20 protein-coding genes are annotated in these 25,241 nt (G+C 51.9%); 10 read left to right on the top strand and 10 right to left on the bottom strand.

Annotation, left to right across the window (positions count from 1 at the left end):
* Nucleotides 1–51 precede the first annotated feature (51 nt).
* From MMF98_RS14065 to MMF98_RS14020, 10 genes are all read left to right on the top strand, one after another.
* Nucleotides 52–1,317 (top strand): heme biosynthesis protein HemY, encoded by a 1,266-nt coding sequence (locus MMF98_RS14065; RefSeq protein WP_243306950.1) that lies wholly within the window; start codon nucleotides 52–54, stop codon nucleotides 1,315–1,317.
* Nucleotides 1,318–1,514: 197 nt separating this feature from the next.
* Complete coding sequence (locus MMF98_RS14060) at nucleotides 1,515–2,240, top strand: hypothetical protein (protein ID WP_243306949.1); 726 nt, start codon at nucleotides 1,515–1,517, stop codon at nucleotides 2,238–2,240.
* A 128-nt stretch (nucleotides 2,241–2,368) separates the two neighbouring features.
* Complete coding sequence (locus tag MMF98_RS14055) at nucleotides 2,369–4,570, top strand: YjbH domain-containing protein (protein ID WP_243306947.1); 2,202 nt, start codon at nucleotides 2,369–2,371, stop codon at nucleotides 4,568–4,570.
* A gap of 109 nt (nucleotides 4,571–4,679) precedes the next feature.
* Nucleotides 4,680–5,870, top strand: coding sequence for a polysaccharide biosynthesis/export family protein (locus MMF98_RS14050; RefSeq protein WP_243306945.1), 1,191 nt, complete (start codon nucleotides 4,680–4,682; stop codon nucleotides 5,868–5,870).
* Nucleotides 5,870–6,301 (top strand): low molecular weight protein-tyrosine-phosphatase, encoded by a 432-nt coding sequence (locus tag MMF98_RS14045; protein ID WP_279343571.1) that lies wholly within the window; start codon nucleotides 5,870–5,872, stop codon nucleotides 6,299–6,301. Before MMF98_RS14050 ends, MMF98_RS14045 begins: the two co-directional genes overlap by 1 nt.
* A gap of 23 nt (nucleotides 6,302–6,324) precedes the next feature.
* Nucleotides 6,325–8,571: a polysaccharide biosynthesis tyrosine autokinase gene (locus tag MMF98_RS14040; RefSeq protein WP_243306942.1), complete on the top strand. Its 2,247-nt coding sequence runs from the start codon at nucleotides 6,325–6,327 to the stop codon at nucleotides 8,569–8,571.
* Between the two features lie 74 nt (nucleotides 8,572–8,645).
* Nucleotides 8,646–9,248 carry an acyltransferase gene (locus MMF98_RS14035; RefSeq protein ID WP_243306941.1) on the top strand — a complete coding sequence of 201 codons (603 nt, stop codon included), beginning with the start codon at nucleotides 8,646–8,648 and terminating at the stop codon, nucleotides 9,246–9,248.
* Between the two features lie 487 nt (nucleotides 9,249–9,735).
* The gene (locus MMF98_RS14030) at nucleotides 9,736–10,500 is read left to right on the top strand and encodes a glycosyltransferase family 4 protein (RefSeq protein ID WP_243306939.1); all 765 of its coding nucleotides are present in this window, start codon (nucleotides 9,736–9,738) and stop codon (nucleotides 10,498–10,500) included.
* Nucleotides 10,497–11,609: an O-antigen ligase family protein gene (locus tag MMF98_RS14025; protein WP_243306938.1), complete on the top strand. Its 1,113-nt coding sequence runs from the start codon at nucleotides 10,497–10,499 to the stop codon at nucleotides 11,607–11,609. Before MMF98_RS14030 ends, MMF98_RS14025 begins: the two co-directional genes overlap by 4 nt.
* 20 nt (nucleotides 11,610–11,629) lie before the next feature.
* Entirely contained in the window at nucleotides 11,630–12,760 is a 1,131-nt protein-coding gene (locus tag MMF98_RS14020; protein WP_243306936.1) for a glycosyltransferase family 4 protein, read from the top strand.
* Between the two features lie 1,231 nt (nucleotides 12,761–13,991).
* On the opposite strand, the gene MMF98_RS14015 is transcribed toward MMF98_RS14020, so the two are convergent.
* From MMF98_RS14015 to MMF98_RS13970, 10 genes are all read right to left on the bottom strand, one after another.
* A complete protein-coding gene (locus MMF98_RS14015; RefSeq protein WP_243306935.1) occupies nucleotides 13,992–15,407 on the bottom strand; it encodes a polysaccharide deacetylase family protein in 1,416 nt (471 codons plus the stop codon).
* 31 nt (nucleotides 15,408–15,438) lie between these two features.
* Nucleotides 15,439–16,740, bottom strand: a complete 1,302-nt coding sequence (locus MMF98_RS14010) for a lipopolysaccharide biosynthesis protein (protein ID WP_243306934.1) — start codon at nucleotides 16,738–16,740, stop codon at nucleotides 15,439–15,441.
* Nucleotides 16,741–16,766: 26 nt separating this feature from the next.
* Nucleotides 16,767–17,747, bottom strand: coding sequence for a GNAT family N-acetyltransferase (locus MMF98_RS14005; RefSeq protein WP_243306933.1), 981 nt, complete (start codon nucleotides 17,745–17,747; stop codon nucleotides 16,767–16,769).
* A gap of 93 nt (nucleotides 17,748–17,840) precedes the next feature.
* A complete protein-coding gene (wecB, locus tag MMF98_RS14000) occupies nucleotides 17,841–18,908 on the bottom strand; it encodes a non-hydrolyzing UDP-N-acetylglucosamine 2-epimerase (RefSeq protein ID WP_243306932.1) in 1,068 nt (355 codons plus the stop codon).
* Between the two features lie 112 nt (nucleotides 18,909–19,020).
* The gene (locus MMF98_RS13995) at nucleotides 19,021–20,100 is read right to left on the bottom strand and encodes a DegT/DnrJ/EryC1/StrS family aminotransferase (RefSeq protein ID WP_243306931.1); all 1,080 of its coding nucleotides are present in this window, start codon (nucleotides 20,098–20,100) and stop codon (nucleotides 19,021–19,023) included.
* A 4-nt stretch (nucleotides 20,101–20,104) separates the two neighbouring features.
* A complete protein-coding gene (locus MMF98_RS13990; RefSeq protein WP_243306930.1) occupies nucleotides 20,105–20,686 on the bottom strand; it encodes an acyltransferase in 582 nt (193 codons plus the stop codon).
* Entirely contained in the window at nucleotides 20,686–21,639 is a 954-nt protein-coding gene (locus tag MMF98_RS13985; protein ID WP_243306929.1) for a Gfo/Idh/MocA family protein, read from the bottom strand. Before MMF98_RS13985 ends, MMF98_RS13990 begins: the two co-directional genes overlap by 1 nt.
* A gap of 28 nt (nucleotides 21,640–21,667) precedes the next feature.
* Nucleotides 21,668–22,708 carry an NAD-dependent epimerase/dehydratase family protein gene (locus MMF98_RS13980; RefSeq protein WP_243307401.1) on the bottom strand — a complete coding sequence of 347 codons (1,041 nt, stop codon included), beginning with the start codon at nucleotides 22,706–22,708 and terminating at the stop codon, nucleotides 21,668–21,670.
* Between the two features lie 8 nt (nucleotides 22,709–22,716).
* On the bottom strand, nucleotides 22,717–23,994 hold the full coding sequence (gene tviB / locus MMF98_RS13975) for a Vi polysaccharide biosynthesis UDP-N-acetylglucosamine C-6 dehydrogenase TviB (RefSeq protein ID WP_279343570.1): 1,278 nt from the start codon (nucleotides 23,992–23,994) through the stop codon (nucleotides 22,717–22,719).
* A 32-nt stretch (nucleotides 23,995–24,026) separates the two neighbouring features.
* Nucleotides 24,027–25,139, bottom strand: a complete 1,113-nt coding sequence (locus MMF98_RS13970) for an MraY family glycosyltransferase (RefSeq protein WP_243306927.1) — start codon at nucleotides 25,137–25,139, stop codon at nucleotides 24,027–24,029.
* Nucleotides 25,140–25,241 lie beyond the last annotated feature (102 nt).

The following is a 25,241-nucleotide window of genomic DNA, read 5'->3' as shown; positions in this document are numbered from 1 at the left end:
TGACGCGCCGCCTCGCCCACTTCGTTCGCAGCCCTGAGGGCCGGCGCTGACATGCGCGCGGCTCTGTGGTTCCTGGCCCTGTTTGGCGTGGCGGTGGCCATCGCGCTGTTTGCCGGCAACAACCAAGGCACGATCACCGTGTTCTGGCCGCCGTGGCGGGTCGATCTGTCGCTCAACCTCGTGCTGCTGCTGCTGGCTGGTGCCTTCGTGGTGCTGTATGCGGCGCTGCGCGCGCTGTCGGCATTGTTCGATCTGCCGCGCCAGGCCTGGCGCTGGCGCGTGCAGCAGAAGGAGCGCGCCATGCATGCCGCGCTGCTAGATGCGCTGTCGAACCTGCTGGCCGGGCGTTTCATCCGCTCGCGCAAGTCGGCCGAGGCGGCGCTGGTCCAGGAAAAATCGTTGCACGCCACCGGTGAAATGCTGGCCAATGCCGTGCAGGTGCGCGCCCTGGCCCATCTGCTGGCGGCCGAAAGCGCCCAATCCCTGCAGGATCGGGCCGGGCGCGACGAGCACTTGAAACTCGCCCTCGAACACACCTCGCAGCGCGAGGGGCAAGAGGCCCGGGAAGGCGCGCAGCTGCGCGCGGCGCGCTGGGCCCTGGACGACCGGGAGCCGCAGACGGCCCTGAAGTGGCTGGAAGAGCTGCCGCAGGGCGCCGCACGCCGCACGCTGGCCCTGCGCATCCGCCTCAAGGCCGCGCGCCAGGCCCGCCAGACGCTGGAAGCGCTCGAAACCGCGCGCCTGCTGGCCAAGCACCGCGCGTTTTCCGCCGGGGCGGCGCAGAGCCTCGTGCGCGGGCTGGCGACCGAGCTGATCAACGGCGCACACGACACGGCCCAATTGCTGCGCACCTGGAGCACGCTGGACGGCGCCGAACGCGCCATGCCTGAACTGGCCATCCAGGCCGCCCAGCGCCTGATCACGCTGGGCGGAGACGCCGCCGTGGCGCGGGCCTGGCTGTTGCCGGTGTGGGAACGCATGGTGGAGCAGCCCGATGCGCTGGGCGACCACCTGCGCGTGAAGCTGGTGCGGGCGCTCGAAGCGGGGCGCGACTCGGTCGACGCCGCCTGGCTGGCCCGCATCGAATCAGCCCAACTGAAGAACCCGCGCGACGCCAATCTCCAATATTTGGCCGGCATGGCCTGCATGAAGCGCCAGCTCTGGGGCAAGGCGCAGCAACTGCTCACCCACGCTGCGCTAGGCCTGCAGGATGCCGGTCTGCATCGCAGCGCCTGGCGCGCCTTGGCCGAACTGGCCGAGCAGCGCGGAGACATGGCTGTGGCCGCCGAGGCATGGAAGAGGGCGGCGCAGGCCTGATGTCAACCAATGCGAACTTTTGGCTTGGGTTTTGGGGTTTTCCCGGAACTATGTCTCTGGTTTGTTGCAAAGTGCCTGCATAGCTGTCTCAAAAATCACTTGCCTTATCCCCTCTCAATGCTAAAGTCAGGTAGCAACAATTTTTTTCAATTGGGTTTTTCCAGATACATCTACGGAGGTAGTGAATGAAGTGCGCAATGAACAGGACTGGCCTTAAGTTTGCGGCCGCGGCGGCGATCGCAGCATCGCTGGCGGCGTGCGGTGGTGGGAGTGCGGATCTTTCTCGCGTTGTGTCGGTCAGCGGAACGGCGGCCAGCGGCAAGGCGCTTGGTGGCGCCACGGTGAGCATGACCTGCGCCAATGGCCTTGGTCTGAGTGGCAAGACGGGTGCCGATGGTACTTTTACGATTGCTCCGGGTACGGTTGTTTATCCCTGCGCCGGCACGGCCACAATGGGCGCCACGAGCTATCGCGGCATCCTGTTTTCAGGCGCAGTAGCCAACTTCACGCCTCTGACCGATTTGCTGGTCACCTCCGTGCTGGCCTCTTCGGGTTTGGCGTCGATTGACGCTTTCGTGGCCAAAACCAGAACGGACGCTGCATTCGCGACCAATGTGAGCCAGCCTGCAACTGTGGCCACCTATCGCGCAGCTGTTGTCACGGTGGTTCGCAATCAACTGATCGCCGCCGGTAATACGCCTGCGCAGGCCGACGCTACCTTGAGCGCTCTGAACGGTACTTCCTTCGAGTCTGTGGTGTTCGCTGCCAACGGTACAGGCCTTGACAAGGTGTTGGACATGACGGGGCCGGTCTTGCAAAACTCGGATGGAACGGTGAAGACCGCCGTCACGAACGCAGCGATCACCGAAGGCAAGAAGATCCCCGCTCCAGGCACCGGTACCACGGGCGCCAGCGGCACCTGAAGGCATCGACGGTTTCGCTTGATTTTTTAGATTAAAACCGATCGACAGGGCAGCTTGGCTGCCCTGTTTTCATTGTTGCTGTTTCTTCTATGTACCGCCCAAAGCTGCTCGTTGGAACCTTTGCTGTCTTGACCTTCCACGGCGCGTTGGCAGTGGACACATCGATGTCGCCCCAGGGCTACACCGGGCTGAGCATCACCCCCAACGCCCATCTGCTGGGGTGGGGAAAGATGGCCCTGGCGTATGACAACCAGATGCCCGGAGCGGCCAACCCGGCGGGCCACAACCTGGTGGTGGGCTTTGGGCTTCTGCCCAATCTGGAGTTGTCAGGCCGCATCGCTTCCAACACCATTCACAACAATTGCTTCACGCAAGGCTGTGGTGCGCGCGACCTCTCGGCCAATCTCAAGGTGGGCATCGGGCTGGATGCCCGCAACCAGTTCAGGCTGGCCGCCGGCGCCTCGGATATAGGCGGTCAAACGGGGCATTTTCGCGCCTACTATGGCGTACTGAGCTATGACCCGGTGGATTTTGTGAGCTTGAGCGCCGGGGTGGCCAAGCGCTCCAATGCGACGGCGCCGGCCTCTCCGTTGAAGGGGGTGTTTGGCAGTGCCGTGGTGCAGCCCTTGCCGTGGCTGCAGGCCCATCTGGAATACTCGGACAAGAACACCTGGGCCGGCGCCCGGCTGTACGCACCGGCTGCATGGTTGCCCGATGGCTGGAAGGCCCATGTGGGCGCCAATGTTCGCCTGAGCTCCAGCCGTGTGACCGAGCGTACCTGGTGGAGCGTAGGGCTGGATATTCCGCTCTACAAAGTGCCCAGCCTGCCCGGAGCCCGTGCTGCCGGAGCGAGTGCGTCCTTGCCCGCCGGTCAGTTGCGCGAGCCTACTTATGCGGCTGAAGTGCCTGCCTCCGGCGCGGCGCTGACGCCTTCCGCCGGGCAAGCCCCAGCGACGGCCACGGCTCCCGTAGCCGGGGTTGCAGACAAGCGCGATGTACCCGTGCCGCCGCCACCGGTGCTGGATCCGCAACTGCAGTCGATGGCGGAAAGCCTGCGCGCCAAGGGGCTGGAGGATATTCAGGTGGGACGCCTGCCCGATGGCGGCATCGCGGTCAAGGCCAACAACGCCACCTACAACTGGAATTCCCTTGATGCCCTGGGCGTGGCGCTCGGCGTGGTGGCCCGTGAGCTGGCCCCGGCCCGCGCGGGCTACCGGCTGGTGCTCACGCAGCGGCAGCTTCCGTTGGTGGCTGTGAGTGGGCAGACGGATTGCCTGCGCCAGTGGATCGCCGGGGAGAGCGCAACCTGCACCGCTGGCCAGCTCATGACGCCAGGCACCACTGACATGGATCGGCTGCTGCAAGGCGTGCAATGGGTGGTGAACGGGCTGGCGCCGAGCAACCATACACTGCGAGTGGGCCTCTCCCCTGTGCTGCGCAGCGCCGTGGCGCAGGAATACGGCGTGTTCGACTATTCGCTGGGTGTCAGAACGGCCTTCCAGATGCCGTTGTGGGTAGGTGCCTATGGCGAGGTGCGCTACACCTCGCCCGTGTCGAACTCGCGCAATTACGAGCCGGGCGGTGTGTTTGCCGACAGGCGTCTCCAGAGCGGCATGGACCGCGCCGTCCTGAGCCAGGCTCTTCGGATTCCGCTCGAGAAATGGCTGGGGGCCGACCCCGTGCAAGCCACGCGCCTGGGCTTGTACGCGCTGACAGCCCAGGTCAGCGCCGGCAAGATCAATCCGCAGTACAAGGGCGTGGACGCAGAGTTGCGCTGGGAGCCGGGCGAGGGCCGGCATCGCTTCGGGCTGGAGGCCGGCCGTTTCGTCCGCTCCACTCCCAGTGCGATCCCCTATGGTCCCAGCGTGCTCGAGCCCGACACCGCGAAGCTCCTGCTGGGAAGCTACCGCTACAATGTGGCCCAAACAAGAACCTATCTGGAAGCCACAGGGGGGCAGTTCATGTACAACGACAGGGGCGTGCAGTTGGGCATGCGCCAATGGTTTGCTGATACAGCAGTGAGTTTGTACTACCGCCGAACCAAGTTCGACAATGCTGCCGGTTCCCGGTCGTTCGTGGGCATCGAAATCTCGATTCCCATTGGCCCGCGCAAAGACATGTCGCCCACCGGCCCTGTGCAGATCACTGGCGCGCCGCGGTGGTCTTACGGCATCGAAACCACGGTAGGGCAGTCGGCTAATTTCGTCACGCCAGGTTACGGCGTGACGCCGGGGCTGACCTCGCTGAATGCCAACTTCAATTCGGACCGCGCCAGCCTCTTGTACTTTGAAGACAATATGCGCCGCATCCGGGATGCGGGTCGGAACTAATACACGAAAGATGCGTTTGTTTCAAATGGAAATGATCACGAGTTCGCCGAGAATAGCGAGTTGTTGTTTTGGGCTCAGGCCGCTGGCCGAGAAGAGGTGTCTTATTCCCATGGTGCGTCTTTCGAAATCCATCCGTCAGGGCATGGTCAGGCTGAGTGGTCGCATCATTGCCAGTGCCGCCATGGCTAGCCTTCTGCCCGGTTGCGCGGTGGTAACGGCTCCTGGCTTTGACTACACCGATCCCGGGCTGCGCACCAGCGTGACGCTAGGGCAGTACGTGCCGTCGGATGTAGACAATCCCCCCGAGGGCGTGATCATCCCCATCACGCCCAGCCTGATACAGGCCCAGAGCAACGTCAAACCTCGCAACTTGTCACCCGAAGTGAAGCAACTGTTTGGGGAGCCCGATTACTACAAAATTGGGCCCGGCGACGTTCTCGGCATTACCGTGTTCGATCATCCTGAACTGATGCAGGGGGCTGGGGTAACTACGCCGGTGACTCCGTTTGCTGGAGATCCGACGGGCATCGCTCCAGCGCCCGGAATCATCGTTCCCGCCTCGGGGCAGATCAGCTTTCCATATGCCGGTTTGATTGTGGCAGCGGGCAAGACCGAGTTGGAAATACAGCAGGAGCTCACAGTCAAACTGGCCCGCGTCTACAAGGATCCTCAAGTGGCCGTGCGGATCCAGGCATTCCGCAGCAAGCGGGTTTATGTAGATGGCGAAGTACGCAATCCGGGGTTGCAGGTTTTTACGGATATGCCCATGACGTTGCCGGAGGCCATCAACCGTGCCGGCGGTGTGACACCTGCAGGGGATCGTTCGCTGGTTTCTGTGACCCGCGCCGACAAGACGGTGCCTGTCAATTTGATGGCCTTGCTGGATATGGGCGTTGATCCGAACAAGATTGTCCTGCGGAGTGGGGACATGGTGACGGTCAAATCACGAGAGGAAAGCAAAGTGTATGTCATGGGCGAGGTACTGCGCCCGTCGGCTGTGCTGATGCGAAACAGTCGCCTGACGCTCAATGATGCTCTGGGTGAGGTTGGAGGCGTGAACCCCAATACGGCCAACCCACGGCAGGTTTATGTGATTCGTAACAACGACCAGGGACAGCCGGCCATCTTCCATCTGGACGCCAAGACTGCCACCGCATTGGCAATGGCCGATGGCTTTGCGCTCAAGCCTAAGGACGTAGTGTATGTCGACCCTGTACCTCTCGTGCAGTGGAGCCGCATCATCAACTTGATCTTGCCCACGGCTCAACTGACCAGCGGGGTCAACAACACATTCCGGTGATGCAGTCCATTTTGACCGTTTGCATTGGCAATATCTGCCGCAGTCCTATGGCTGAAGGCTTGTTGGCGGCTGCACTACCTCACATGGCTGTGGCCTCAGCAGGCACGGGAGCATTGATTGGCGAGCGCGCCGATGCCTTGGCCCGTGAATTGATGCAGCGCAGAGGCATCAGCATCGAAGATCATCGCGCTAGGCAGGTGATGCGCGAGATGTGCCAGCAGGCCGACATCATCTTCGTCATGGACAATGAGCAGCGGCGGTATCTGGAAGAAAAATACCCCTTCACTTGCGGCAAGGTGTTTCGCCTCTGCGAACACGCGAAGCAGGACGTGCCTGACCCCTACCGGCAGCCGCAGGCCGCATTCGAGCAATCGCTGACTTTAATTGACCAGGGTGTGAGCGACTGGTTGAGCCGCATCGCTCGACTTTGAATAACCTAGAACAACTCTCATTGATGAATCCGCCAATCCCCCCCAATGCACCGATGACCATGCCAGCGGATGCAGACGACGAAATCAATCTTGCTGAGTACCTGGATATTTTTCTTGACAACCGTTGGCTGATAGCCGGCATCACGGCCGTGGCCGTTGTGCTGGGTGGGCTTTACGCCTTTTTGGCGCGGCCGGTGTATGAGACCAACCTGTTGATCCAGGTGGAAGATTCGGACAACTCGGCCAAGAGTTTTTTAGGTGATGCGGCGGCTAGCTTCCTGCAGGTGAAGACTCCAGCGGGGGGGGAGATTGAAATTCTGCGCTCGCGTCTGGTGCTGAATCAGGCGGTGGAGAACACCAAGCTTTATATCGACGCGCGTCCGCGCTATACACCCTTGATTGGCTCCTGGCTGTCACGTCAGGCCAAGGAACTCTCAACCCCCGGTATTCTGGGTTTAGGCGGTTTTGTTTCCGGGGCAGAGAAAATTGTGGTGCCGCAGATGGAGGTGCCTGCTGGACTGGAACAAAAGCCTTTCACCATTGAAGCCAAGGGCCATGGTCAGTACCTGTTGACTCAGCCCGACTTGCCGGAGCCGCTGCAAGGCACGGTGGGCGTGCTGCTCGATCAGGTGACATCTGCAGGAAGGGTGCAACTGCTGGTAGCTCAATTGGAGGGCAAAGAAGGAGCACAGTTTCGCGTATCGCGCTCTTCCAAGTTGGCTGTTGTCGACAAACTGCAAGATGACTTGAAGATTTCCGAAAAGGGTAAACAGTCGGGTGTGATCGATGTCACGCTGCAAGATACGGATCCTCAGCGGTTGACCGTATTGCTCAACGAGATCGGACGCCAGTACGTACGGCAGAATATCAATCGCAAGGCTGCTGAAGCGGAAAAAACACTGGTGTTTCTTGATACACAGTTGCCGCAGTTCAAGAAGCAATTGGAAGTCTCCGAAGACACCTATAGCAAGTACCGAAATTTGCATGGCACCATCAGCTTGGATGATGAAGCCAAGGCAGTGCTTGCTCAAACGGTTGAGCAGCAGTCCAAACTCGTGGAGGCACAGCAGCGTCGGCGTGATCTGGAAGCCCGTTTTACTGGCAATCATCCCACCATCCAAACGCTGGATGCGCAGATAGCCGCCTATAGTAAAGAGATTGCAAAGATCAACGACAGGATCAAATCAATGCCTGTGGTGCAACAAGATGCTCTGCGCATGGAGCGCGACATCAAAGTTAACACCGACTTGTATCAATCACTGCTGAATAGCGCAATTCAACTGCGGCTAGCCAAGGAAGGTAAAGTAGGAAATGTGCGTCTTTTGGATGACGCCGTTGTACCGGAAGATCCAGTAAAGCCTAAGAAAGCGCTTGTATTGGCGCTCGCGGCGGTACTGGGTTTGTTGATAGCGGCTGTTACAGCCGTGGTTCGCACGATCTACTTGAGTGGCATTAAGAACCCTCAGGAGATTGAGGCGCACACAGGCCTCAACGTGTATTCCACTATTCCGTTGAGTGCTACTCAGGCTATGTTGGCACAGCGAGCCGCGGGGAAAATGCCAGGCATACATCTGTTGGCTAGCGAAGATCCAAGTGATTCGGCCATTGAAAGCCTGCGCAGTTTGCGCACAGCGCTGCAGTTTGCCATGTTGGAGGCCGGCAATAATCGTGTGCTCATTACCGGAGGGACACCTGGGGTAGGCAAGAGTTTTATCTCTACCAACTTTGCTGCCATCATGGCCGCGGCAGGCAAGAAAACGCTGCTGATCGATGGCGATCTGCGTAAAGGCCATATCAACCAATACTTTGGACTTGCTCGCGAAAGAGGCCTGTCGGAACTTATCGCTGGCGGGGTGACGCTGAAGCAAGCATTACGGCCTGAGGTGCTGAAGAACTTGGATTTTCTGCCGACGGGGGTAATGCCGCCTAATCCAGCCGAATTGATGATGTCCGATTCATTTGCCAGTTTGTTGAAAGATCTTTCATCTCAGTACGACTTGGTCATCATTGACACTCCTCCCGTGTTGGTGGCGGCCGACACGGCTGCCGTGGCCAATCATGCCGGCACGGTGTTGTTGGTGGCGCGGGCCAACAAATCGTCGATGGGTGAATTGATCGAAAGTACGCGCCGGTTGGCCCACGCAGGCAAAGCTGCTAACGGCGTTCTTTTCAATGCGATGGACATGAGCCGCCGAAGCTACTATGGGTACGGTTATAAATATGGGCGCTATCGCTACATTGATTACAAATACCGTAACCCGGCCTCATGATGATGGCCTTTTCTTTGGATCTCTAGGTCAATGCCAAGAACCTTGAGTTACTTTGCACCGATGGAAAATAGAAAATGAATGCACGTGCAAAAAAAATTATCAGGGTGGTTGACAGATTGCTTTTCTCTTGGATTGTATGGCTTGTCTATCCAAAATACCATAGGCCAATATATTCCTATCAGCTGAATATTAAAATATTGTTGAGATATGGAATCCTGCAGAAGATAGTAGGATTCAATAGATCTGTCCCTTGGCCAGTTCATTTTACAAGCACCGTAGTGGGGCATGAGAAGATTGAAAAAGAGTATATGTGCGATCCAGGCGATACTCCGGGGTGTTATATACAAGCATACAATGGGATAAAAATAGGATCAAATGTCGAATTTGGGGCCGGAGTGAAAATAATCTCAGCCAATCATGCGGAAGAAGATTATTCAAGGCATGTTCACGATTCACCAGTTCAAATCGGTTCCAATGTTTGGATAGGAGCGAATTCAGTCATTTTGCCTGGTATATGTATTGGTGACAATGTTATCATTGGTGCTGGATCAGTGGTTTCGAAAAATATCCCCGCCGATACTGTGGCTGCAGGTATCCCATGTCGCCCACTTCGAGCAAAATTGCCGTACGCAATAGAAACTAAAAAAATAAAGCTTAACCGAAAATTCATTTCTTGAGTTCAAGTTCAAAATAATCCCTCAATTTTCTCTATAAATAATGAATATCTTTGTGATCGGAGATATGTTCACTGGATTGCGGCCATGGTTGATAGAAGGTGGTCAACCTCGAGGAATGCCAGGGGTTCACAATTTTCTCGGGATATTAGGAAATTCGAATGAGCATTGCTTTCGCTGCATTATTATCAATAAAGAGGTCTCAAAAACTATAAAAACGAGTAATGGATCAGAAATAAGGTTATACAGACTTCCAGTTAGGCAGCACCATGCGTTTCGAGTCTTGGCACTTGCATATGCATTTATTATTGGAGCTTGGCAAGTTGGAAAAAATAGGCCGTCGGTAATATATGGGATGGCAAATTACTCGAGTATTTCCACACTACTCGGGCGTATTTTTGGGGTGATCTCCGTAAGCCGACTCTTTGGATCTCTGATTCCGGAGAAAATTGAATTGAGGCAATGGAGGTTAATATATACTCGATATATCTTGGATTACTTGGCTGCCAAATTCTCAGGGGATTTGGTCATTGTCACTAATGATGGAACTAAGTTTCAAATATTGGCGAAGCATCTTCGCATTGAAAAAAAAGTCCATCAATTGTTCAATGGCATCGAAACTGGGTTTTTAAATGAGCTTTTGAAAACCTCGATCCCATTAGGTCTCAAGAAAAATAAACTGACCATAGGCTATGTCGGGCGCCTTTCATGGTGGAAGCGGCAAGATTTAGCTATTCAGGCGTTCTCTAGATTCAAGGCTCTTCACCCAGAAATCTCTGCTGAGCTGCTCTTCATTGGAGGAGGCGAAGATGAACAAAAGCTGCGTGCCTTGGCCACCACGGAAAATATCTCAGAGCATATTAAATTCCTAGGCCATGTCGGAGGAGATACTTATATAAATGCTCTGGCATCTTGCGATGTTTTTTTGTTTCTTTATGATGCGAGCAATTTAGGGAATTCCCTGTGGGAAGTTATGTTGTCTGGGCGCCCTGTTATAGCGAGGAGTACTGGCGATACTCAATTGGTTTTAGAAGGAAAAGGCCCATTGATTGTGAATGTCGACAAGAATCTAGACGAAATTGTGAGCGCTCTGAGCAGAGTATTAGAAGATCCCGGTCATCTGAGAAAAATGGCCGCTGATGGACGAGATTTTGTCAAAGGCTTTCTGACCTCTTGGGAGGTGCGCGTTGAAAAAGAATTGCGGCTAATTGAGCAAGCTATTCTTGACCGCGCTAAAGAGCGTGCGGATGCATGAGCGCGCAGAAAATATCGTGCCTCTTGTTAGCATTGGGCGTCTCTCTATTCCCTATATATTTGCTACCCAGCGGATTACCTCAGGCCAGTCATCTGGTATTACTGGTTTTTTCTATCTGGGCATTGATTTTAAATGGCCTATCAAAAAGGCAAATCTTATCTTTAATTCCTCTCTGGGTGCTAGTATGGTTTGTGGTATCTAGACAATCTTTTTATTCGATATCAGAAAATCCTTCAGTGCTCGCTCCGGCTGCATATGTAGTTTTCAATGCGTTGATATTTTACTCAGTCTATCGGCAGCTTGTTCTTTACAGTGATGATACGTTGAAGGCTCTTAAAGGTGGAGTGATTGTTAGCGTTGCTATATCTTTGATTGGTGTTTTTGTATTAGGGTTTTCTCTTGTCGTTGGGGCTGATGACACATATCGAAACGTAGGAACTTTTAACAACCCAAATCAGTTAGGATATTATGCAGTTTGCATTGCGGGCTTAGGCTCGGTTTTATTCGTGCTTGGCCGATGCTCAAGGGTAACTTTTTTATTTATATTGACGGCTGCTTTTTTTCTGGCAGTCTTGTCGCTTTCCAAAGCAGCGATGGTTTCCATCGTAATTTATTTGGGCATCTTGACACGGCTGAGAAGATCTCTTTCTAATTTGTTGATTTTTGCTCTATTGGCTGTTTTCGTGATTGCTTTATTGCAGCACGCTGATTTTGAGCAATTTAAATTTATTCAACGTCTTGCAGACATTGGCCACGATAGTGATGATTCCTTGGAAGGGCGAGGATATCAAATACTATTTAACCCTGATATCAGGTTGATATATGGCTGGGGAGAAGGTTTTGCTTTAAATACAATTGGTTTTGAAGTTCACTCAACTTTTGGTAATTTGATAATATCATACGGCATCGTTGGCTTTGGCCTATTCCTCGTATTGATTGGAGGCCTTTTTTTTCGACTTCTAAAGGCTTGGGGCTTGGTGATTGCATCATCATTGATGTTTCCATTTGTGCTTTACGGAATTGCCCATAATGGATTTCGATTTAGCATATTTTGGATTTATCTGGCAGTGCTGTTTTTCGCTGGAAGAAATAATCATCAAGGTAGCTGATTTTTGGTGAAATATCAATCATGCGGATAGCTCTGTTTGCCAATACGGATTGGTATCTTTATAATTTTCGCCGATCCTTGGCACAATCCCTAAAAGATGCTGGGTATGACGTAATTCTTATATCCCCGGCCGGTTTATATAGTGAAAAATTAAAAGCAATGGGATTTAGATGGATTTCTGCTCCAATGGCGCGGCGGAGCCTTAATCCCTTCAAAGAATTGCTACTCATCTTCTGGCTATGGCGATTGATTAAAAATGAGAATTTTGATCTAATACATGGATTTACCATTAAGTGCGCTGTATATTGCTCGCTGGCAGGTCGAGCCGCAGGAATTTCAGCGCGTGTAAGTGCTGTTGCGGGGCTGGGTTATGTTTTTACAAACAATGGAATTCAAGCTAAGGTACTCCGCCCCTTTGTACGCTTGCTGATGAAATTTGCCTTGGGAGGGCAAGGCTCGAGACTCATCCTCCAGAACCCGGATGATGTCTCTATTTTTAAAAAATCTTCAATTATCGACCAATCCTACATCAGGCTTATATTGGGCTCGGGTGTAGATTGCTCCCGGTTTTCAGATTTTCGGCCGCATGTGCGAAGTGGACCCACTCGTGTTTTATTGGCTGCTCGAATATTATGGGACAAGGGAGTATCTGAATATGTAGCAGTGGCTGAGTCTTTGAAGAAAAAGAATTTTCCAATCCAGTTTTTACTTGCTGGCGCTCCTGATCTCGGAAATCCTGCTGCAGTATCAGCAGAGATAATAGAAAAGTGGATGAAGAATCAAACCGTCGAATGGCTGGGCCATGTTGAAGATATGCCTTTGCTTCTGTCTTCCGTAGATTTAATGGTGTTGCCAAGCTACCGAGAAGGGCTACCTAAGACATTGATTGAGGCTGCTGCATGTGGAATTCCACTCATAACGACAGATGTTCCTGGTTGCCGAGATGTTGTAACGCATGAGGTGACTGGCCTTTTGGTTCCTGCTCGCGATATAGGTGCGCTTGAGAGCGCGATTGTACGGCTGGTGGAGAACCCTGTACTTGCAACCGAGCTTGGTCGGGCGGCGAAAGAAAAAGCTCTGCAAGAGTTTGATGAAAAAATAATAATCAAGCAAACCTTGGCTGTTTATCAAGAACTCATTCCTGAAGCTTAACTAGCGATTTAGTGCTCGGGAAACCTCCTCGGTCTCTTATTCCTCAAAAAATAGAAATTGGGGGCATCTTATATTGATCTACCTCTTTCCAGTCGTACCAACGTCGTGACATTGAAGTCCGTCAATTTGAAGAATGATGGAGATGAGAAAGAGCTGATACACCGAGGAGTAGATCATCGGGTCTATCAAGCAGGCTGAGTTCGGCGCCAATCAAAGATCTGTGCCGCAAGGGCGGCTTTAAAGGTGCGACTATTCTACAAATGGCGCGCCACAAGTACGGCGGCATGGGCGTGCCCCACGCCTAGCGCTAGAGTGAGTTCGAGGCGGAGAACAACAAGCTCAAGAATCTGTTGGCCGAAGTGCATCTGGGCATCCACGCGCTGAATATGCATATGGCTTTTGGGTAAAGCGATGGTCCCGCAAGCCAAACGGGCTTGCCGTCTCCACCATGATCGAGAAATGCGACCTGAGCGAGCGACACGCGTGCAGGCTTGTGGGGCGCTCCTGCGGCAGCTATCACAATCCACTCTAGGGCGGGCTGATTCGGCTGTGGTTCTTCGAGGGCCCCCGAGTGTGCTAGCCCCGGCTAGTGTGGTGTCATGACGCAGACCCCATCTCTTTGATATTACGCGCATGTCGGCTGGCGTCAGGTCATTGAGTGCACTCTGTGAGGATGACTCTCGTCGTAGGCCTGCCGTCAAGTCTCCAGAAGCTTCTGCGCCTCAGTCAATGAGGCAAACCAATTTTCACATTCAAGCACTCGTCGCGCACGTGCCACAATCGACCCGTGAACTCCTTACCGTTGCCCACGAAGGCCGTGGCATCGCGATGGTTCAACACTCTCGATAGCATGTTCGCCTTTGAGTCGATGGCCGGCACGTACTGCCAGGGCTTCGCAAGTGAACACATCAAATACGGTTACGAGATGAGGTCGGCCGCGAGCTCCTTGAGCCGCGCGTTCTCCTCCTGTCATTGCTGGAGCTCTCGCCTGGTCAAACTCCAGGCTGCTGCACTGCTTTTTCCTGCGGTAAAAGATCTTTTCGCTGATACCGCATCTTGCGGCACGCGTTTGCCACCACTAGGCAGAGTTCGACCTGCTTGAGCACGGCCACGATCTACTCGACTGAAAAACAACTGCGTCTTACGACTTTTCCTGTACCCCTTTCCAGAGGTTGAATCGTCGGACGACTAACGTTTAAAGTGTCTCGGTTTTCTCAATGCAGATCAAAATTTATTTTCCAGACAGTGCAAATTTATACAAATTCACTTCTTCTTCAGAAACATAACGATGATTGTGCCAAAGAACGGTAAATTGTCCTCGAAATTTTTTGCATTCATTTCGCAGGTTTTGAACCTCCTCGAATGCTGCATCACTACAACCCAAATTCATATAGCGAGAATCAATAAGAGAGCATTCCATTAAAATCAGCGGCTGCTCTATCAAGGTTAACTCACGTCTTTCAATCAGATCATATACCCGATAGGGATAACATATGCCACATCGAAAGCCAGGTCTATCAGCAAAGCCGAGGGTTGAATCATAGTCAAGCCTTGCCGTTGCCCAGTGTCGCCATGTATCTGGGCATTGCCATCGAAGAATATGCTGCCTACCTCCCCAGTAATCCTGTCGAATTGATAGATTTTCACATAATCTCTTTAGTCGGCTAAACTCAGAATCGATGGCGCTAGGGTTCAGATACGTATTAAAGCTTGGGTGCAGGCCAATTTCCTGCCCCTCAAAATGCAATTCCTGAAGTAATCTCTTTATTCGCTCTTCCTCGATGTGGTAGTAGCCATCATTGACCTTTTTTCCTGTCCTGCCACTGATAAAGAAATATCTCCCTTTCACTCCGGCATTTGCATCTATTTTTACGATCTTGCTAAAGCTGTTATAAGGGTCGTTTTTTTGGTTGAAACTGCTTTTATATGCAGTACGAGCTGTCGCATAAAATTTCTCTGTAGAGCGGTCTCGGATTAGATTTTTCCCTAAGGTTCTGAGAAGCCAATAAGGTGTTCTTATTGAAGGGGAAAATGGCGAGTCAACATCGTGAGAAGGAATTACTTCAAAAGCCAATTTTCTATATTTTTCTAGCGGATAATGTGTGATCTGCTCTATCAGCTTTGCCAGAAAATCGATATACATATTTACTACCGGCTTGTTGGCAGTGCCAGTTCGCTTGCTCAGAGATTTTTCAAAGCAAAAGCGGCCAAATTCATCTCGAGAACTCGTGCGAACAGCCTCCTCATAGCGGCTGAGGAAAAAGAAGGATAATCCGAATATATCAATATCAGAGCTGGTCAGATGCTCTTTACTCTTCCAAAAAGCCGCATCGTCAGTTGTATGAAAAATAGGAATCCATATTTCCTCACCTTGAATTTCATTTGTTTTTATCCAAGTGCATGAATCAGGCAGTGTTGCAGGCTCGAGCCAGGCCGAGCTGGCTTTTTTGAAAAAGGAATCAAGGAATTCAAGGCTATAAGTCTTATCGTCGAATAGTATATTTAATTCGAATGATTTTTTTTCTTCTGACGATTGAAAATCGACATCAATTCCAAGATATTCATAAAAAATTAGCTTTGCTATGTAAATCTTTTCTGGAATACATCCTGGAGGCGATTTCAGAAGACAGCGGATTTTGCTTTTCAAAGTAACTCTTCCAAAACAAGGAAAATGCGCTTCAAGAAAAAATAAAAATACTTGCAACCTCGGCTGCAACTAAAGCCGCAGTGATGGCGAGTGTTCTTTTTGCCTTGAAAAGATGAACATCAATTATCGTCAAACTTCGCCATCCCATTAATAGCCTCAGGAAGAAATTCGCGGCTGCATAGATAATAATGGTGAAGTAAAAATCTTTGGTAAAAAACCATGGAATTAATATAGATAGAAATCTCGATGCGGCTACAATCACATTATAAATAAGCAGCTCTCTTTGTCGTCCTGTTACCGCAAAAAGCATGGATAATGGAGAGGTAGCTAAAGATAGAACAACCAAGGAAACTAGTGCTGCAGCTAGTCTGCCTGCTTCAACCCAGTTCGCTCCAAACAAAAGTTGAAATATATTTGGCCCCAACAATAATATTATGACTGTGAAGCATAACCCTAAGCCTGCGATGCGGTTATAAATGCTAATTGTAAGGAATTTTAGTGCTGGCTTATCTGCAGCATATGCCTTTGTCGCGCGCTCAAAAAAAATCTGGCTAACCGAAGCTCCTATCAATGAGGCCGGTGCCGAAAATACTCTGTCAACAAAAACATAAAGTCCCGCCAATGTACTTCCGTAATATAATGGAAGGAGAAAGATCGGAGTCTGGCTTGATGCAAAGTTAATTATATCGGCTGGAAGATCATATTTGGCGAAATTCAAGTTCTCTTTGAAGCTTGTTCTAATATTGTTCAGGAAGGTAGATCGCTGAAAGGGTAATTTTTCAAGCGTGATTTTCCGAGCCAGGATCATCTGGGATACATAGGTTCCCAAGAAATAGCCAGCCACCAAACCTACGCTAGCAAAGAATAAGAGGCATTGAACGATGTTTGTGAGAAAGGCTACGATAAATTTATTGTGAGCTAAAACACTGTACATGCCCTTGCGGCTAGCTAGTTGGGTAAAAAATTTCGTGCTAGATAGAAAAAAAGCAGAAAACCCAGCAAAAATCATCCATGAAGGTAGATGGCCCAGGAGGAAAGCTATGGCCATTCCCGCAGTAACTAGTACCGCACCTATTGCCGAGAATGCAATGCCTGTTCGGCACAGTGTCTCAGCTTTTTCATCGCTTTGACTGGTGACTACGGCAAATTCCAGGCGCGCCGTAAAGAGCATCGATAATATGGTTGTTATCGATACGAATAGCCCTAAATCTGCAAACCTTTCCGGCGGATAAAGCCTGGCTACCAAGGTTGCGAATAGAAAACTGATGCCATGAGCTCCGATATTTCCGGAGAACAGTATTTTAAAGTCTCGAGAGAACGTGCTTTTTTTCAATTGTCTCTCATTCAATTCTAGAAAGGCTATCTGCGAAGTGTTGAGCGAATGTTGTAGAGTGCTTTGGTAAAGTTATTCTTGTGTTTCCATATTTTTGAATAAGCGGTACGTGATGGACCAAAGCCGCGAAAATAAAACTCGATGGGCTTTATCATTGAACCTTCGAAATCAAACTTCCGTCCCCCATCTAGGGCACCTTTAATTGCTTCCCATAAGCAGAAAGTGAGAGCATTACTTTCTCGTAGAAGAGGATCAGATCCTGACATCAAATAATAGCTATAGTTCGCATCATTAACTATATACGCTGCAGCATGAATATTTCCCTGTGAGTCTTTTCCAAAATAAATTTTTCTTGCTCCGCGTGCTGCGCATGCGGTATCAAGGCGTCGTACTAGATCTTTTCTGTACGGTAAAGATCTGCCTTGCCGTAAAAAAGTCTTTTCATGCAAAATCAAAAATTGCTCAATGTCGTCGCTCTGAAAAACAGAAACTCCACCTTCATGCTCCCACTTCTTTATTGCATTTTTTATTCTCGGTTGCATGTTTTTGAAAACAAGATCTTTTGTTTCTTGCTCTCTAATGATGTATGTATATAAAGTTGTCTGCTCAAAATTTTGCCAATATAACGGTAGCCAGTTCGAAAATGAATGATGCATGCGTTGCATGAAGTAATCGTGCTTAGGAAGCATTCCTACAAGCTCATCTATCACTGCAGCCTCTTTTGAGCTTGCTGTGTTCACCCTGATTTTTTCGCTAATCCATGGACCCAGGGTTTGTGTCAAGGAAGGCATTCGAATTAGTCGAAATGGGCCTGTTTTATCTTGGACATAAGGCAATATTGCAATGCTGCTGCCATTGCTTTTTATCTCTGCTTTTCCCCAGCGGCCGGGGGCAACAGCATCTAGCCACCACGACTCTTCAAAGATTGAATTGGTAAAGCTCTGTGCTATGTTCTCGGTTTTCGTTCTAATAGCTACCGTCTCACAACACTGCTTTGATATTTCCATTTTCTTAAGTGTATTTCAAATCAATATCGGAGTGCATGGAGATTTTCACCTCAAGAGTTTTTGAGAGAATTTCTCAATTCACATTAAAATCGCTTACCGAAATTCTTCAAGTATTGCTGCGATTTTTGTTGCTGAATTCCCATCTCCATATGGCTTCTGAGCGAATAAATCCTCATCAAAATTTGAATTCAATAATGCTTTTGAAATTTTCTCGGATGATGCTCCTGTCAATGTATTAATACCAATGTCAACAAGCTCTGTCCACTCAGTCTCATCTCTAAGAGTAATGCACGGTTTTTGATGAAAGTAGGCTTCTTTTTGAACACCTCCTGAATCCGTGACTATTAGTTTGCAGTTTTGCTCAAGCCAGATCATTTCCAAATAACCAACTGGCTCCATAATATAAACATTGCGAGGAATTGGAATGCCAAATTCATTCAATTTTTTCCTCGTTCTTGGGTGGAGTGGGAGCACCACAAGTGCATCGATGCTTCCTAATCCTTCAAAGATGGACCGGAGGCGAGATGGATCATCCGTATTCTCAGCTCGATGAATAGTGCAGAGTATAAATTTGTCTCTTGAGATGCCTTCGAGCTTTTCCGGCATCTTAGAGAGTTTTGCGTAGAAAATGGCGGCGTCATACATGACGTCACCAACAATGTGGATAGAGTTTTGGGGCCTTCCTTCAGATTCCAGGTTTTTCCGTGCTTTATCTGTCGGGGCAAATAGTATATCTGATATATGATCGGTTACTATCCGGTTAATCTCTTCTGGCATTTTTCGATTGAAAGATCTTAGCCCTGCCTCTACATGAGCAATAGGTATTTGGAGTTTCACTGCCGCCAGCGCTCCTGCAAGCGTTGAATTGGTATCTCCGTAAACTACCATTAACTCGGGTTTTTCTTTGATTATTAGCGCTTCAATTTTTTCCAGCTGTCGCCCTGTCATTTCTCCGTGACTTCCTCCTCCAATTCCTAAATTGTAGTGGGGCGTAGGAATGTGCATTTGCTTGAAGAAAATATCTGACATATTTTCATCATAATGCTGACCTGTGTGAATAATTACTTCTTGAAATACAGCGCGCGCAGCAAGAGCGCGCGATAGCGCCGCTGCCTTGACAAGCTGAGGGCGAGCACCAACAATTGTAATAATCTTCCGCATGCTTATAATTGATTCTCAAACTCTTATGAAAATGGCTGACTATGGATTGCTGTGCATGATATGACTTACGAGATTTTCCTGATTGCAATCGAGAAGGTGATTTGAAGGCAATCTAGCAAATGGCCGCCACGATCCGGGTTTGATCTTTTTCGTTCAAATAGGGATGCATGGGTAAACTAAGTACCTGCTCTGCTGCTGTATCACCTACTGGAAGATCGATTTCTTTGTCTTCCACTGCCGGTTGCTTATTCAATGGAAGGGGATAATGAACCACAGTTGGTACACCAGCTAATTTCAGGCGCTCCTGCAGGAGTTCTCTGCTCTTGACACGAATTGTATATTGAGCATAAGTACTTTTATTATATGGTTCAATATACGGGGTGGCTTCAATATTTGCCTGTTTGAGTTGATTGCTGTATTCTGTGGCTACTTTTTGCCGGGCAGCGATTTCTTCGTCAAATATTTCCAGCTTCGACAGTAAAACTGCGGCTTGAATTGTATCTAGTCGACTATTAACACCGACGCAGACGTGGTGGTATCGGCGATCCTGCCCATGGCGTGCTATTTGTCTTATTTTTTTTGCAAGGAAATCATTGTTCGTGAAAATGGCTCCGCCATCTCCGTAGCAGCCTAGTGGTTTGCTGGGGAAAAAGCTCGCGCAGGCGATGGTTGAGAGATTGCAGCTTTTGCGTCCTTTGTATGTTGCACCGAAACTCTGTGCAGCGTCTTCAATGACAGGAATTCCGTGCCGTTCGGCAATTGCGTTGATGACGTCAAAGTCGGCGCATTGACCATACAGGCTGACCGGGATGATTGCTCTGGTCCGAGGGGTAATCGCCGCTTGCAATAAGGCGGGGTCCAGGTTGTAGGTTCGAGGGTCAATATCTACATACACAGGTCTGGCGCCGAGCAAAGCGACAGTTTCTGCGGTGGCAATGTAAGTAAAGCCGGGGGTAATGACTTCATCGCCTGGACCGATGCCCAGGGCCATTTGCGCTATCTGAAGTGCATCAGTGCCGTTGGCGACCGAGATGCAGTATTTGGCACCCGTGTAAGCCGCCAGCTTTTCCTCTAGCTCGCTCACCTCGGGTCCCAAGATGTATTGACCATGGGCCAATACCCGCTGGATTGCAGCGTCGATCTGCTCCTTGATGCGTGCTTGCTGAGTTTTAAGATCAATGAACTCAATCATAGGTTTATGTGGGTAGTTTGACTAGTGTGGTGCCACTTAAAATGTAGGAGGCACCCGTATGTTTGCAGATGACCTTGCCTTCGCCGCGCAGCGGTAGTTCAAGCCGCTCGCCAAATTCGCTCATCCAGCCAATCTGATGGGCAGAGACGCCCACCACGAGGGCATACGAGGGCACATTTCTGTTAACCACTGCGCCAGCGCCAACAAAGGCGTATTCGCCTATGGTTGTGCCACAGACAATGGTGCAATTGGCTCCAAGGGTGGCGCCTCGTTTAACCAACGTGTCGCGGTACTCGTTTTTGCGTTCAACCAAGGCTCGCGGGTTATAGACGTTGGTAAAAACCATACTAGGTCCGCAGAACACTCCGTCCTCAATCGTGACGTTGTCGTAAACACTGACGTTGTTCTGAATTTTGCAGCGGTCGCCAATGATGACCTTGTTGGCGATGAAGACATTCTGCCCAAGAGACACCTCTTTGCCGATGCGAGCTCCGGCGCAGACGTGAACGAAATGCCAGATCCGTGAGCCTTCTCCGATTCGGGCTCCTTCGTCAATAATGGCGCTGGGATGGACGGAGTAGGACATCACACCATCAAATGGTTGAGGAACGGGTGATGATCCCCTTGCATGCCGGTGGGCTTGGCATGGCGAATGCTGGCTACGGTTTCAATGGCTGTTCGATTGGCTTCTAGGCCAAAGCCTCGGCCCGCAAGAATTTCTTCGTAGCTGCGGACGTGCAGGTCGGTAAAACCGCCAGAAAACTCGATTTCCTGACCGTCTATGGTGATGGAGCGATAGGTCCGCTGGCCTGCTTGCAATTGAGTGGCGGGTACATCTTGCACATCGACAGACAGGAACCAGCGTACGCGTGCATTCTCGTATTCAAGGTATCCAGCCGCTCTGGTGTCGGATGTGTAGTGCACCACGTTGTTTTGGAGGTTGCCAAAGATGAAGTGGAGCATGTCGAAGAAATGCACCCCGATGTTAGTCGCGATACCACCAGATTTCTTGATGTCGCCCTTCCACGATTGCAGGTACCAGTGGCCACGCGAGGTGATGTAGGCTAGGTCTACCTCGTGCTTGGTATTCCGCTTTTCAGATTGCACCTTCTCTCGCAGGGCGACAATGGCGGGGTGCACGCGGAGTTGCAGGATGGTATTGATTTTCTTACCCGTGGCTTGTTCGATTTCGAGTAGGCCATCGATATTCCACGGGTTGAGCACCAAGGGTTTTTCGCAAATGGCATCGGCTCCAGCGCGTAGAGCGAAGCGCATGTGCGAATCGTGCAGGTAGTTGGGAGAGCAGATCGACACATAGCTCACGCGCTTGTCATGGTTGCCACGATGCAGCTTGTCGATATGCCGATCAAATCGCTCGAATTCAGTGAAGAAGTCAGCATTGGGAAAGTAGCTGTCAATAATCCCGACAGAGTCATTGGGGTCGAGAACCGCGACCAAGTCGTTGTGCGTGGCTTGGATAGCCTGCATATGGCGAGGGGCGATATAACCAGCCGCACCGATGAGAGCAAAGTTTTTCATGTCAGCTTTAAGTGTCAGAACGGGGAAATTACGTTTGTGTATTTCTGATGTACCACGGCATGGCTTGTTCAATGCCGGCCTGTATATGGTGTGTTGGCGAGTATCTCAGCAGGTTGATGGCTTTGGAAATGTCCGCCTGACTATGGCGGATATCACCAGGGCGGAAGTCGCGGTGGACGGGCTTTGCGTCTGATCTGACCCCATGAATTGCCAGGCTGTTGCGCAGCAAGACGAACAGGGCATTCAGGGTGGTGCGGCCGCTGACCGCCACGTTGTAGACCTGATTACGTGCTTGTGTCTTTTGTGCGGTAGCGGCTAGCAGGTTTGCTTGCACAGCGTTGGCCACGTAGCAGAAGTCGCGACTGGTTTCACCGTCGCCATTGATGTACACCGTCTGATTGCTCAGGAGCGCGGCGGTCCATTTGGGGATGACCGCGGCATAGGCGCCTTCAGGATCTTGTCGAGGGCCAAACACGTTGAAGTAGCGCAGGCCGACGGTATCGAAACCGTAGCAACGGGCGAAAATGTCGGCGTACAACTCGTTGACGTATTTTGTGACAGCGTAGGGACTGAGGGGTTTACCGATGGTGCCTTCGACCTTGGGCAGGCCGGGGTGATCGCCGTAGGTGCTGCTGCTGGCCGCATAGGTGAAACTCTTGGCCCTGGCGTCGCGGGCTGCAACCAGCATATTCAGGAAGCCGCTGATGTTGGCAGCGTTGGTGGTGATGGGATCGGCCAAACTGCGTGGCACGCTGCCAAGCGCGGCTTGATGCAGCACATGGTCAATCCCTTCGCACGCCCGTTGACAATCAACCAACTCACGAATATCACCCGGGATGAAGCTGAAATTGGCCCACTGCGTTGTTGTCACAAGGGTTTGCACTTCGTCAAGGTTGCGCTGATAACCGGTGGCGAAGTTATCGAGGCCGACCACGCGCTGGTTTAGCTTGAGCAAGGTCTCCAGCAGGTTGCTGCCTATGAAACCCGCTACGCCAGTCACTAACCAAGTACGGGGGGCTTCGGTTGCTAGTTTGATTTTGAGTTCGTCGTAGGCTGTAGCGTATGCCATCGCGTCGCTCACAACCTGCCGTCTGCCACACCCAATGGCAGAAGGCTTTTCACGTCATACAGCACGGCGCCGGGCTGACCCAGGCGCTTGATGCCTGCTTCCCCGAGCTCAGCAAACTCGCGGTGGCCTACCGCCAGCACCACGGCGGCATAGTGACCATTGAGGGGGAGTTCGCGCAGGCACTGCAGGCCGTATTCATGCTCAGCTTCGGCTACGTCGATCCACGGATCGAAGATGTCAACCTGGGCGTTGTAGCTCTTCAGCGTGCGCACGATGTCCACCACCTTGGTATTACGCAGGTCGGGGCAGTTTTCCTTGAAGGTCAATCCGAGAACCAGGATCTTGCTACCTAGCACCGGGAGATTCTTGCGCAGCATCAGCTTGATGGTCTCGTCCGCAACGTGGCTGGCCATGTTGTCATTGATGCGGCGTCCGGCGAGGATCACCTGAGGCGAATAACCCACCTGCTCGGCTTTGTGCGTTAGGTAGTACGGGTCCACGCCAATGCAGTGGCCACCTACCAGTCCGGGGCGGAAGGGCAGGAAATTCCATTTGGTGCCCGCCGCTTGGAGAACCTCTAAGGTATCGATGCCCAGTTTGTGGAAGATAAGGCTCAACTCGTTCATCAGCGCAATGTTCACGTCCCGCTGGATGTTCTCGATCACCTTGGCTGCCTCGGCCACCTTGATACTGCTGGCCTGATGGGTGCCAGCCGTGATGATCTGCGCATACAGGTCGTTGACTGCATTTGCAACTGCAGGTGTGCTGCCGCTGGTGATCTTGCGGATAGTGGGCAGACGGTGCTGTTTATCGCCGGGGTTGATGCGCTCGGGGCTGTAGCCGCAAAAGAAATCAATGTTGAACTTCTTGCCACTGAATTTTTCAAGTACGGGGACACATACCTCCTCGGTGGCGCCTGGGTAGACGGTGGATTCGTAGATAACCACTGCACCTGATCGCAGGGCCCGGCCCACAGTTTCGCTGGCTTTGACCAGTGGTGTCATGTCGGGGCGGTTGGCCTGGTCCACCGGCGTGGGTACAGTGACGATGAAGACTTGGCAGGTGCTCAGATCTTCTGCGGTACTGCTGAAACTCAGATGGCGGGCCGTCCGCAGTTCTTCTGCGCTGACTTCCAATGTACTGTCTTGGCAGGTTCGCAACTCGCCGATGCGAGCCGCATTGATGTCAAATCCAATAACTTGACGGGTCTTGCCAAATTCAACGGCCAGGGGCAAGCCCACATAACCCAAGCCAATGATGGCGATTTTTGCTTGCGATAACTCCATGATCTCCGGGGAAGCTTTCTCTAATGGACTGGTTAGTTCGAGGTATTGCTGGCAGTTTTCGACCCGGGCGAAGCCATGGTATGTGGTGCGAAGCACCAGCGGAACTGCGTGAGTCGGGCGTAGAGGGCTGCATAGGAAAATGCAGCCAAACATGCGCCAGTGATGAGGGCCGGGGTGTTATCAAAAAAAACAATGGCCCACGCACTGGGCAAGGCTGCGCAGAGCCAGGCCAGTGGGCTGGTCAAGCCGTTCTGCAGAACGCGGTCCAACTTGGGAAATGCCAGGCACACAATGCGGCGGTGCAAAAAGTGATGCAAGTGCGCGCGGTCGGGCTCACCCGGATGGTGGCCCTTGCGTCGCATGCGCCGGCGTACCGAGAACATCACTTCGATCACTGGATAAGCGCATACCAGCAGCGTGGTCCAGGCGTTGATTTCCGGGTGGCGCATGGGCAGCAGCACAGCCAGCCAGGCGAGAATGAAGCCCAGCAGGTAGGCGCCTCCATCGCCCAGAAAGATCTTGCCAAAAGGCCAGTTCACGGCGCCAAAGCCCAGGGACACCGCCGCTGCTGCAAAGGCCACGGTGGCCAGCGCCGTATCGTCAACTTGAAGAGCAATCAGCCCCAGGGCAGCCAGCATGATGGCAACGGCACCCGCGGCCAAGCCGTTGAAGCCATCGATGATATTCACCGCGTTGGCCACGCCGCCGACGGCAAATGCCGTGAACAGTACCGCCAACGGTGTGAATGCCAGCAGGGCGTCCACGCCCGAGAGGCCGGTATTGCGCATGGCCACACCCGTGATGGCCCAGGCCAAGACACCGCTGCACATGGTGGCCAACAGGCGGGGCAATACGCCCACCTTCTTGGTGAGGTCTTCATACAGGCCCGCGGCAAAGGCGGGAAGGCCGGCCACCAGCATGGGGTGCAGGATGGCCTCCACGGCGGGCGTTGCCAGGCAGTAGGCGGCAAGCAACCCCACCATGATGCCGACGCCGCCGATGCGGGGCGTGGGGGCGGTATGCAGCTTTTGCACGCCGAAATTGCTGTCCATGCTGTAGTGGCCATGCCAGCGCTGTGTCAGCACGAGGATCAGGCTGGTGAGAAAGGCCCCGGCGAAGGCGTAGAAGAAGAAAGAGAGAGACATGGCGGTGCGCAGTCAGAAAGAAGGCGCGCCGAAGCAAGGAGCGCGGTAGCTCAAGGGCCAATGGCTGGCCGCTGTGCAATGGATTGACTTTGGTCTTGAACG

This window comes from Variovorax terrae, from assembly GCF_022809125.1.
GTDB classification, from domain to species: Bacteria; Pseudomonadota; Gammaproteobacteria; order Burkholderiales; family Burkholderiaceae_C; genus Variovorax_A; species Variovorax_A terrae.
Note: the sequence above shows the minus strand (reverse complement) of the source record. Positions and strands in the feature narration are given on the sequence as shown.

Bases quoted from the DNA above. Each gene is read 5' to 3' on its own strand.
- MMF98_RS14025 (WP_243306938.1), top strand. From the start codon at position 10,497: ATGAGCGCGCAGAAAATATCGTGCCTCTTGTTAGCATTGGGCGTCTCT.
- MMF98_RS14045 (WP_279343571.1), top strand. From the start codon at position 5,870: ATGCAGTCCATTTTGACCGTTTGCATTGGCAATATCTGCCGCAGTCCT.
- MMF98_RS14020 (WP_243306936.1), top strand. From the start codon at position 11,630: ATGCGGATAGCTCTGTTTGCCAATACGGATTGGTATCTTTATAATTTT.
- wecB (WP_243306932.1), bottom strand. From the start codon at position 18,908: ATGCGGAAGATTATTACAATTGTTGGTGCTCGCCCTCAGCTTGTCAAG.
- MMF98_RS14035 (WP_243306941.1), top strand. From the start codon at position 8,646: ATGAATGCACGTGCAAAAAAAATTATCAGGGTGGTTGACAGATTGCTT.
- MMF98_RS13990 (WP_243306930.1), bottom strand. From the start codon at position 20,686: ATGTCCTACTCCGTCCATCCCAGCGCCATTATTGACGAAGGAGCCCGA.
- MMF98_RS14065 (WP_243306950.1), top strand. From the start codon at position 52: ATGCGCGCGGCTCTGTGGTTCCTGGCCCTGTTTGGCGTGGCGGTGGCC.
- MMF98_RS14040 (WP_243306942.1), top strand. From the start codon at position 6,325: ATGAATCCGCCAATCCCCCCCAATGCACCGATGACCATGCCAGCGGAT.
- MMF98_RS13970 (WP_243306927.1), bottom strand. From the start codon at position 25,139: ATGTCTCTCTCTTTCTTCTTCTACGCCTTCGCCGGGGCCTTTCTCACC.
- MMF98_RS13980 (WP_243307401.1), bottom strand. From the start codon at position 22,708: ATGGCATACGCTACAGCCTACGACGAACTCAAAATCAAACTAGCAACC.
- MMF98_RS14060 (WP_243306949.1), top strand. From the start codon at position 1,515: ATGAACAGGACTGGCCTTAAGTTTGCGGCCGCGGCGGCGATCGCAGCA.
- MMF98_RS14005 (WP_243306933.1), bottom strand. From the start codon at position 17,747: ATGGAAATATCAAAGCAGTGTTGTGAGACGGTAGCTATTAGAACGAAA.
- tviB (WP_279343570.1), bottom strand. From the start codon at position 23,994: ATGGAGTTATCGCAAGCAAAAATCGCCATCATTGGCTTGGGTTATGTG.
- MMF98_RS13995 (WP_243306931.1), bottom strand. From the start codon at position 20,100: ATGATTGAGTTCATTGATCTTAAAACTCAGCAAGCACGCATCAAGGAG.
- MMF98_RS13985 (WP_243306929.1), bottom strand. From the start codon at position 21,639: ATGAAAAACTTTGCTCTCATCGGTGCGGCTGGTTATATCGCCCCTCGC.
- MMF98_RS14050 (WP_243306945.1), top strand. From the start codon at position 4,680: ATGGTGCGTCTTTCGAAATCCATCCGTCAGGGCATGGTCAGGCTGAGT.